Source organism: Mangrovibacterium sp. (genome assembly GCF_041596335.1).
In the GTDB taxonomy this organism is placed as follows: Bacteria; Bacteroidota; Bacteroidia; order Bacteroidales; family Prolixibacteraceae; genus Mangrovibacterium.
This window is the reverse complement of sequence record NZ_JBFHIT010000054.1, coordinates 22,756-31,684: the sequence shown is the minus strand read 5'-3', so window position 1 is coordinate 31,684 and position 8,929 is coordinate 22,756. Positions and strand designations below refer to the sequence as shown.

Sequence of the window (8,929 nt, the reverse complement as noted above, 5' to 3'; positions counted from 1 at the left end):
TTTACTACATCCTCTCTGCAGTCTCCTCCGTAGCTTCAATCTTTAAAGCTCTTCCGATCCTACTAAAACATGTAATGAACGATCTTTTTTGTTTCCCTTGAACTTCGGATGAAACATCTTTCTGTCTTCGGGGCGGCAAAGTTAATCACTCTTTTTATTTCTCCAAACTAAATCAGATATTTTTTTTTTCGAGTGCCTTGCCATGATCGTATTTCAGATTAGGACGCTTAAACTCTTACGGGATATAACACCCAAAAAGTTTCATCTCATCCTTTCTTTTTCAGTGAACGTTTTGTTGTTTTTTGTGTCTGACAGCTCGAAGATTTCTCCTCGAAACGCTTACAGAACGTGGCTTTCAGCTTCCCGGTGTAGCACCGTTGTCTCTCAAAGCGGGTGCAAATATAGATCCCTTTTTTTGTTCTGCAACACCTGAACCAATCTTTTTTTATCCTTTTCCGTATTCAGCGCTTCTCTTCCCTGAATACCACGCTTTTAGATCAAACATATTTTTTGACCAATAACTGAAGTGAAAACCGTCCGGTGCCAAAATCGGGACTGACGCGCTGCAATTGCGCTTAAAAAAAACCTCTGCCAACTGTAATTTTCTTCTGAGGGGGTGAAAAAATAGTCTTTGGGCGACTGCTGGAGAACTTTTTCCTGGCGGAAAAAGTTCTCCAGCGCGGACTTTATCCGGTCAAAATCGCTTTTATAGTTGACCAAATGGCTTCCGAACTTCGCCACACGCAACCATTCCATACGTGCATCACGGTCTGCTTTGGTTTCATTGGCCTACGAATCTACAGACAGAGTTGCTTCCTGAGCTTATTAATATTGTTCGTTCCTGTTCAATTTGATCATGAGTAATGAATGGATCTTGAGGAACATTGAGTGACAGTGTTCCCACTAAAAACGAATGCCAGGGAAAAGCAAAGCTAAGTATGTGTTTCATTTCCATTCGAATTAAAGACTATTCGTTACATTGGCATTTAAATGATCACATAAGAAACCGACTGTTCGTTGCACAATTACTGCTGCCGAAGGTTCGATTGGATCATCAACCTGCCTCCAGTTGTGCCCGGCGTTCTTAACGATAAATATTTCTACCGGTGCTTGGACCGCATCTGCCTTTTCTTTCATGTAATAAGCATGATGTATCGGAATTGTAGTATCCTTGTCTCCCTGAATCATCAAAAGTGGCGGACTATTCTTACGCAAATAGTTAATGGGACTCATTTCGCGGTACAATGCCGATTTATCTTTTGGGTCAGTATCAGGTTTCAAAATCCGGAGGCCAAAACGATCTTTGAAATTTTCCCTCCCGTCAGGATTAAACAACTCCGTCTTTTCAAAATCGCAGGGGCCATACCAGGAAACACCTGCAATCATTTTATAAGAATACCCGGCCAATTCGTCTGCCCCAGACAAAGATTCCGGAGACGTTAGCAACAACATTTGGGCGATCTGCCCTCCTGCCGAATCACCGAAAGCAAAAACACGTTCGCTATCGACAAAAAGGGAACTGTCGTTTTTAGACAAATAGCGGATGGCATCTTTTGAATCAATTACACAGTCGCGCATCGAGACATTTCCGTCTTTTGACCACAGCCGATATTCCACCGAAGCCACGCAGAAACCTTTTTGAGTCAGCGAATTCACCACCTTAGCCATGTTTCCAACAGTTGCACCTTTTTTACTTCCGGTGACCCAACCTCCGCCGTGAGTATAGATTACAAGCGGATATTTTCCGGAAAGCACGGAATCGGGGTAATAAAGATCGAGATGAAGCACACCTTCCGGCGTGGTTTTGTATGGAATGTCCAACCTTACTGATTGTGAAGGTTTTCCTACCGAACTCAATGAAATAAAAACTCCAAGAAACAAAAACAATGCATGAAAAGCTCTCATATTTTAGGAATAATTTAAACGCGTTAAAATCACTAGTCTAATTGTGATGAACATAGATTGACAATCAATCAAAGTTCACCTTGATTACTTTACAGGAACAAGTTCGAGTCCTTTAAACTTGAATCTGCTGCTTTGATTGCTGGTTACTTTTGGGGAAACCATTATTTGCTGTACTCCAGGGTTGGTGATTGAAATTGCTCCCTCCTGTTCCTTTTTTCTCAAAATTCCAATTTCTTTATTCGCCTGAAGACGCAAAGAATCTGTTGTGCTAATGAGTTCATAGACTAGTTTTTCGTCTCCGTTGTCTTCACTAATCACCTTGAATAAGCCCGGTTTCGTAATGTTAACTGTCCAGATTAATCCCTGTTTTTGATTTTCGCCCCACCGGTGCGTCACTTTTTCATCATAATCGTAACTAATCCGTCGGATGGCAAACTCGCATTTTGCAACCGGTAAATCAAGTCTACCATTGGCTTCTTGCTGAATTGTTTCATCAATTATTTTGGCTTCCTGATCGGCGATTTCCAGCACGACTACAGTCACCTGTGGGTGTTTTAGGTTTTCAGGCACAGTAACGCTTAATTCGGCACCATCCTGTTTAACTGCCAATGATTGTTTTGATAGATCGGCCAGGCAATACGCTTTATTGACCTTTGATAAAATTCCGGTAAGTTCGACTTTGTTTGCTTCCCAATCTTTAATATGCAGGTATATTTTACCCGGTTTGCTTGTAATGGCGTAAGGTGGGAATTTTAGCGGACTTGGGTCGGCGCCATAAATAGCTTCACCATTTACTTTGAGCCAATCGCCAATTGCCGTGATGCTGTTTACCTGCGATTGAGGGATTGTTCCATCGGGCCTTGGGGCAACATTTAGCAAGTAAACCCCGCCGTTGCCCACGATCCGGCACAGACTATAAATAAAGTCGCTGTATTCAGTTGACCGGTCGTTTTCTCCACCATACGAAGTGTAGCCCCACCCCAGTTGTGTAACCGATTCGTGCGTTTGCCACGGAACTTTTAAGTCGGGCAACCAAGTGGCCCTGCTCACACTTGGTGTTTTTCCATTATCAATGGAAACATCAAAGTGGCCAAAACCCTGACCTAACCTCGAATTCACCAGAGCACCGGGCTGATTCTCTTTAACAAGGTCCATCATCAACTGACATTTTGCATCATCCATTTGAATCGGCGTGTCGAACCAAACCATAAAAATGTCTCCATAATTCCGGGTTAGTTCATCAACCTGCATGGCTACTTTGCCATTAAAATAGGCATCAAATTTATCCTGAGCTTTAATCCGGCTTCCAAAATCCCAATCATTCCCGGCACCACCCTCTTCGTGCCAATCCTGACTTTGAGAGTAATAGAATCCCAGTTTCATTTTTCGCCCAGCACATTCATCGGATAGTTCCTTCAGGATATCGCGTCCGAATCCGGCAAAATCGACCAAATTATAGGGATGTTTTGATTTATACATGGCAAAGCCATCGTGGTGTTTGGCGGTAAGCACGATGAATTTCATCCCCGCATTTTCGGCTATATCCACCCAATCTTTGGCATTGAATTTTACCGGTTTAAATTTCCCGGCAGCCTGTTGCTCATATTCTTTCACCGGAATCTTTGCCCGGTTCATAATCCACTCGGCCGCGACTTCTTTTCCGTCCCAAACACCTTCAAGTTGCGCATAAGGTCCCCAATGAACAAACATGCCAAATTTTTCTTCATATAATTTTTCCATGTTCGCCCGTATTTCAGGCGTATAAGCGGAAACATCCGTTTTCCCGAAGTCGACCTTTCCCGATGTCTCCGTGACATAGTCGGCTTGGTTTGTTTTGCTCTTGTTGGTTTGGCAACTAAGCTGAAACAGACATAGAACTGTAATCAGAACAACGATTAGATGCAACGATTTATCTTCCATATGGTCTTTGGAGTATTTAGCTTACAATTTTTCTATATACACATAATATGCAGGATACACCCGGCCATCGTTGTCGATCAGCTGAGCTTCCATGTCGTATTTTCCGGAAGAAATTTTGGCTGTAAAACTAACTTCCTTTGCTCCTGCTTCAATATTTGCAGTTTTCGCTAAATCAGCCACATAAATATATGCCTTGGCAAAGTCGGATTTTACACTTGCCGGGAAAACCCGTTCCAGTTCAATCTGAGGTTCTTGTTCCGGGAAGGTTGCATTAATTTCGAGCCCACTTTCGCGTGGGAACCTGCATAAACTGATTTTGTATTCTCCATCCTGAACAAATTCGATTTTCCATCGTCCGGTGGCCTGTGATGCTGTTGCAGCACCATATTGATGCCAGACGTGTCCGAATTTACCGGTCATCATGTCGTGTGCCGAAATCCGGGATGGATTCTCGTGGGGCGAGCCCACTTTAATGTAGGCGAATCGTTGATCAACTCCTTCGTCTATAATCGATTGCCACCATTTCTCATAGCCTGTTGCAAGTTTTTCGGCTTCTACAGGATGTTCGTTTATCACATTTTTTGTTTGGCTTCGATCCACCCTCATGTCATACAACTCAGTTCCATTTACCAGGCGCCAGTTGTCGTCCATCACAGTGTAATTCTTGTATTTCACAAGGTTTTGCAGCCGCTGCGTATCCATGTACAGAATTCTGTTCGCCCATTTCTGTTCTGAAGGGTATAAAAGTGGTTTCAGACTAATCCCATCCAAGGGTTTCACCGGGTTAAAATTCAGACCTAACAGATCAACAAAAGTGGGGAGCAAATCGTAATGAGCCACCAGTTTATCGATGTCTTTTCCTCCGGTTAATTTACCATTTGGCCAACGGATAAATAAAGGTACCCGATGGCCACCTTCATATTCGCTTCCTTTATGACCTCTCAAACCGGCATTGTAAGTCTGCTCGCCGTTTGCGGTACCATTATCAGTAGTAAAAATCAGGATCGTGTTATCCGTTAACTGCAATGCAGCCAGTTTTTCTTCGAGCGCCTTAAAATTGTCATCAATGTTGGTGATCATTCCGTAAAATCGTTGCACCTGTTCCGGCAAATTCTTATTGTTTTTATACTTGTCGAAGTATTCTTTGGGAAGATTAAGAGGACCATGGGGTGCATTGGTCGAAATGTAACAGAAGAAAGGTTGATCCTTGTTTGTTTCAATAAATTTTAACGCTTCAGAGAAAAACACATCCGTGCAATACCCTTTGTATTTTTCGGTTTTCCCATTGTGCCAATAGGTATCGTCGAAATAATCGTTTCCCCAATAATCAGGGCCCTGAGTAATTCCACCACCGCCATGCTGAACTACTTCATGAAACCCCCGGTCTTCGGGACGGAATGGATAATTATCGCCCAGATGCCATTTGCCAAACATTCCGTTCGTGTAACCATTTTGGGCCAACACCTGTGGTAAAATTACTTCATCTTCGAAAAGAAGTGACCGCCCGGTAATCGTATGAAACATATTCAACCGATTGGTGTGCCTTCCGGTCATTATCGAACTTCGGGTTGGTGCGCAAGTCGTTGAAACATGGTAGTTGGTAAACCGCACCGATTCGCCATAAAACTGATCGATGTTCGGGGTCTTGATATAAGGATTTCCCAAGCATGCCAAGTCGCCCATCCCCTGATCATCAGTAATTACGATAATGATGTTAGGTTTTTCGTTATCCGGAACATTTGCTGTAGCCATGGCAGAATTGGCAACCAGTAGATTTGTTGTGATTGCTGCCAGGCTCAAAAATGTTTGATGTGTTTTTGAAAAAATTGAATTCGATTTCATAAACTATGGTTTTAAAGAATTTTGCAATGTGTTGTTATCGCCATGTAATTTTGGCCTCTCCTTTTTCGGTGTTCACCCAAACACTGGCATGTTCATATTCGCGGGTAAAAATCCAGCCATCAGGATTGGTCCTTTTATATTTTCCCAGAGGAGCTCCCAAGGGTTTTGCCAGGAGAGGATAATCAACCAAAGATCCAGAAGAGAGCGTCCAACCCCAACCGTATTGAAAGTATGAATAAGGTTGCGCGCCAATGAGAAAACAAGCCAGATAATATTCTAAGCGTTCTTTTGACAACTTCTGAATGCGCTCGGCCTTGTTTTGTTTATTATTTCGTTCATCAGAATTTTCTTCAACCTCAACACCCACCCGGAATACAGAAATCTTACCGGCTTTGGCAATGCGCAACATGTTATTCCAGTCCTTCAGCAGATTTTCTTTGTTGAGTAATTCAGCGTTATAGTGTTCAAACATAATGGCATCAACTGCCGGAAAAACAAATTGAGCAATATCCTGATGGGCATTGTTTCCAAGCAGAATTTTATCAGGGCCTAATTGCTTTTTCAAGTCAGTCATCATTTTTCCCATGGCTTCTTGCACTTCATCGCTTTTGTCTTTTCGCAGCCAGTTAAAACCATGCATCTGGTCGATAAAAGCACCATCGCAACCTGATTCCCTTACTCCTTTTGCAACGGTTTCCACCCACCATTCGCGAAATTCAGGGTTCAACACATCAAAAGTCAACGTTCTTCCTCTTCGGTTTAACTCCCCGGTTTCAGGATCTACTAATAAGAATTTTTTCAATTCCGGATGTGCGTCAATTTTTTCGAGTGTGAAATTTTCATTGTAGGAAGTAAACGGCCAGGCATAAGCGGAGTTAAAATAGAACAGCACCTTGATTTCGGGTTTGATCTTTTTAAAGGCTGCCACCTCGTGTTTCGCGCCCAATTCTGCTGCACCCAATTCTGCCAAACCATGCGATTTTTCAATACAAATAAAGTCGGTTCTTTCGGCGATAAAACGTACCTCTTCGGGTTTTAAAACCCGCTTGCCATCACCAAACATGTAATACATTGGTGTTGTTTCCCAACTAAACTTCGGATAAAAAACCTGGCGTACAAACGGTGTATCATCACTAGTTATCAATGGTTTTTGTGCAAACAAATCAGCCACTGAAAACAGAATAAAAATCATTATCGATGTGAAAATTCGGGCTACAAATGTTGATCTCATTTCCATAATTTTGAACAGTTTTAAATTCGTCCTTTAAATTTTACAGATGCCTACCTGTCGTCAGACAGGGAACTAGCCAGCCAATCAACTTCGTGTGTGAGTTGGTTTTACTCCTGGCCCGTTTCATTTTACCAACTAAAAACTTATTTCCAACGCATACCCATTCGGATTTGGCATTTGTTCTGGCAGTTTCACTTCCAATTGGTCAATCGATTGATTCCATTCCAATTCAGAATGATAACCAAGCATTTTTACTGATTTGATTTTTCCTGCTACATTCACACTCATACTTTTGATAACCGCCTTACCTACTGATTCAACCAATGAAATCGCATACACTTTATTTTCTTTCGATGTAAACCAGAAATCTTCAGACGAGAATTTTCGGGCGAAACCTTTTTTCTTCCGTTCTCCGGTTCCTTCCAGCAAGGTTTCTCCGTGTCCTTCATGAACTATTTTCCATCGTGAAGTTCCATAAATTGACTCGCCGTTTGTTTCCATCCATTTTCCCATTTCGCGTAGTCCTTTTGCGCTGAATTCCGGTACATGGCCATTTCCATCAGGGCCAATATTCAGGAGATAGTTTCCGCCCTTGGAAGCGATATCGATCAGATAATACAAGAGTTCCCGGGAACTTTTCCAATCCTGATCGTAGGGCTTAAAACCCCATGAATTGTTGGTTGTTCCGCATGTTTCCCAATATTTTTCTATATTCTCGGAAGATGAAGGGATTTTATTATCACCTGCATCGAGATAATCACCGAAGTCGTAACCGACCCGGCGATTAACAATCACATTCGGATTGATGTCGTAAACAAGTTTGTAAAAACTAAAAGCCTGTTCTTCGGTAATTAGGCCTTCTCCATCGAACCATATCAGTCGCAACTTCGGCAACATCCTAACTAGTTCCTCAATCTGGGGATATGCTTTGGCTTCGAGGTATTCAGCGTGAGTATCTGGACTCGGATCCCATAAGTTTTTTCCCTGCGGATGTGTATAAATTCCAATCGAATCGTTGTGCATTTTAACATTGGCATAATTTCCATCTCCACCGTCGTACCAGTCATTTCCGTGCGAATAATAAATGCCAAAATCCAATCCTTCTTTTAAGCATGCATCATAGAGTTCCTTTACTGCATCGGCCTTGTATGGAGTCCGGTCAACCATGTCGTAATCCGAGCATTTCGAATCGAAAAGAGCAAAACCATCATGGTGTTTGGAGGTGATAACGACATATTTCATTCCTGCATCTTTGGCAAGACGGGCAATGTTTTCGGCAAACGATTTATCAGGATTGAATGTTTTGGCCAACTCTTCGTATTCAATACGCGGAATTTGAAAGGTTGACATCAGCCATTCTGCGACTTTCGGTCCGGGGTACGGAGAGTCATCAATTCGAGTTCCTTTCCAGATTCCTCCGGCCTGCGAGTATAAGCCCCAATGAATAAACATGCCAAATTTCGCTTCCTTAAACCAGGTCATTGCCGTTGTTTTTTCAACAGAATTGTGCATTTGCAGCCATTGGTCGTAATATTTTCCTGAGCCAATTCCATTACTGAAATGTGGAATAATCCGAATCGAAACAAACGGAGTGCTTGTCGTTATTGAAATCGCATGTTTACCTTCTTCAGAAAAAATGATATCCTTCGTGAATTGTGAAACGGTCTGAAATGACGACTCGGATTTTATTGTAAAAGTTGATTTTAACTCTTCGTCGGTTTGCCAATCGTCAATTTGAACTTGTGCAGATGGCGTGGAACCCTGATTATCTCCAGTAGTAATCAATTGAATAATATACTCCCCGGAATGCTCTAGTTGAAATTTCCATTCGAATTTCCCGTTGGTATGCTTTGCATCTTTTGCTTCAAGAACCACCCAATGTTTGTCGCCCTGGACTACTAAAGTATTTTGTTTGCTGTTGCAGGCGTTTAAACATAAAAGTGCGGTCACAAAAAAAGCGATGAATACGAACTTGTTTAGTTTTAAAGCATTTGGTTTTAGCTGGTTCGGTTTTAATTTCATTGTTTGCAG

5 protein-coding genes are annotated in these 8,929 nt (G+C 42.2%); all 5 read right to left on the bottom strand.

Annotated features, from left to right (window positions below):
- Positions 1 to 960: 960 nt before the first annotated feature.
- Entirely contained in the window at positions 961 to 1,905 is a 945-nt protein-coding gene (locus tag ABZD21_RS15910; RefSeq protein ID WP_372776077.1) for a prolyl oligopeptidase family serine peptidase, read from the bottom strand.
- 84 nt (positions 1,906 to 1,989) lie between these two features.
- Positions 1,990 to 3,825: an alpha-L-fucosidase gene (locus ABZD21_RS15905; RefSeq protein ID WP_372776075.1), complete on the bottom strand. Its 1,836-nt coding sequence runs from the start codon at positions 3,823 to 3,825 to the stop codon at positions 1,990 to 1,992.
- Positions 3,826 to 3,846: 21 nt separating this feature from the next.
- Entirely contained in the window at positions 3,847 to 5,667 is a 1,821-nt protein-coding gene (locus ABZD21_RS15900) for an arylsulfatase (RefSeq protein WP_372776074.1), read from the bottom strand.
- Between the two features lie 34 nt (positions 5,668 to 5,701).
- Positions 5,702 to 6,898 carry a putative glycoside hydrolase gene (locus tag ABZD21_RS15895; protein ID WP_372776073.1) on the bottom strand — a complete coding sequence of 399 codons (1,197 nt, stop codon included), beginning with the start codon at positions 6,896 to 6,898 and terminating at the stop codon, positions 5,702 to 5,704.
- Between the two features lie 135 nt (positions 6,899 to 7,033).
- Positions 7,034 to 8,920, bottom strand: a complete 1,887-nt coding sequence (locus ABZD21_RS15890; protein ID WP_372776072.1) for an alpha-L-fucosidase — start codon at positions 8,918 to 8,920, stop codon at positions 7,034 to 7,036.
- Positions 8,921 to 8,929: the final 9 nt, after the last annotated feature.

What these genes read in the sequence shown, in the direction of transcription:
- ABZD21_RS15910 (WP_372776077.1), bottom strand. Translation starts at nt 1,905, where the DNA reads ATGAGAGCTTTTCATGCATTGTTTTTGTTTCTTGGAGTTTTTATTTCA.
- ABZD21_RS15905 (WP_372776075.1), bottom strand. Translation starts at nt 3,825, where the DNA reads ATGGAAGATAAATCGTTGCATCTAATCGTTGTTCTGATTACAGTTCTA.
- ABZD21_RS15900 (WP_372776074.1), bottom strand. Translation starts at nt 5,667, where the DNA reads ATGAAATCGAATTCAATTTTTTCAAAAACACATCAAACATTTTTGAGC.
- ABZD21_RS15895 (WP_372776073.1), bottom strand. Translation starts at nt 6,898, where the DNA reads ATGAGATCAACATTTGTAGCCCGAATTTTCACATCGATAATGATTTTT.
- ABZD21_RS15890 (WP_372776072.1), bottom strand. Translation starts at nt 8,920, where the DNA reads ATGAAATTAAAACCGAACCAGCTAAAACCAAATGCTTTAAAACTAAAC.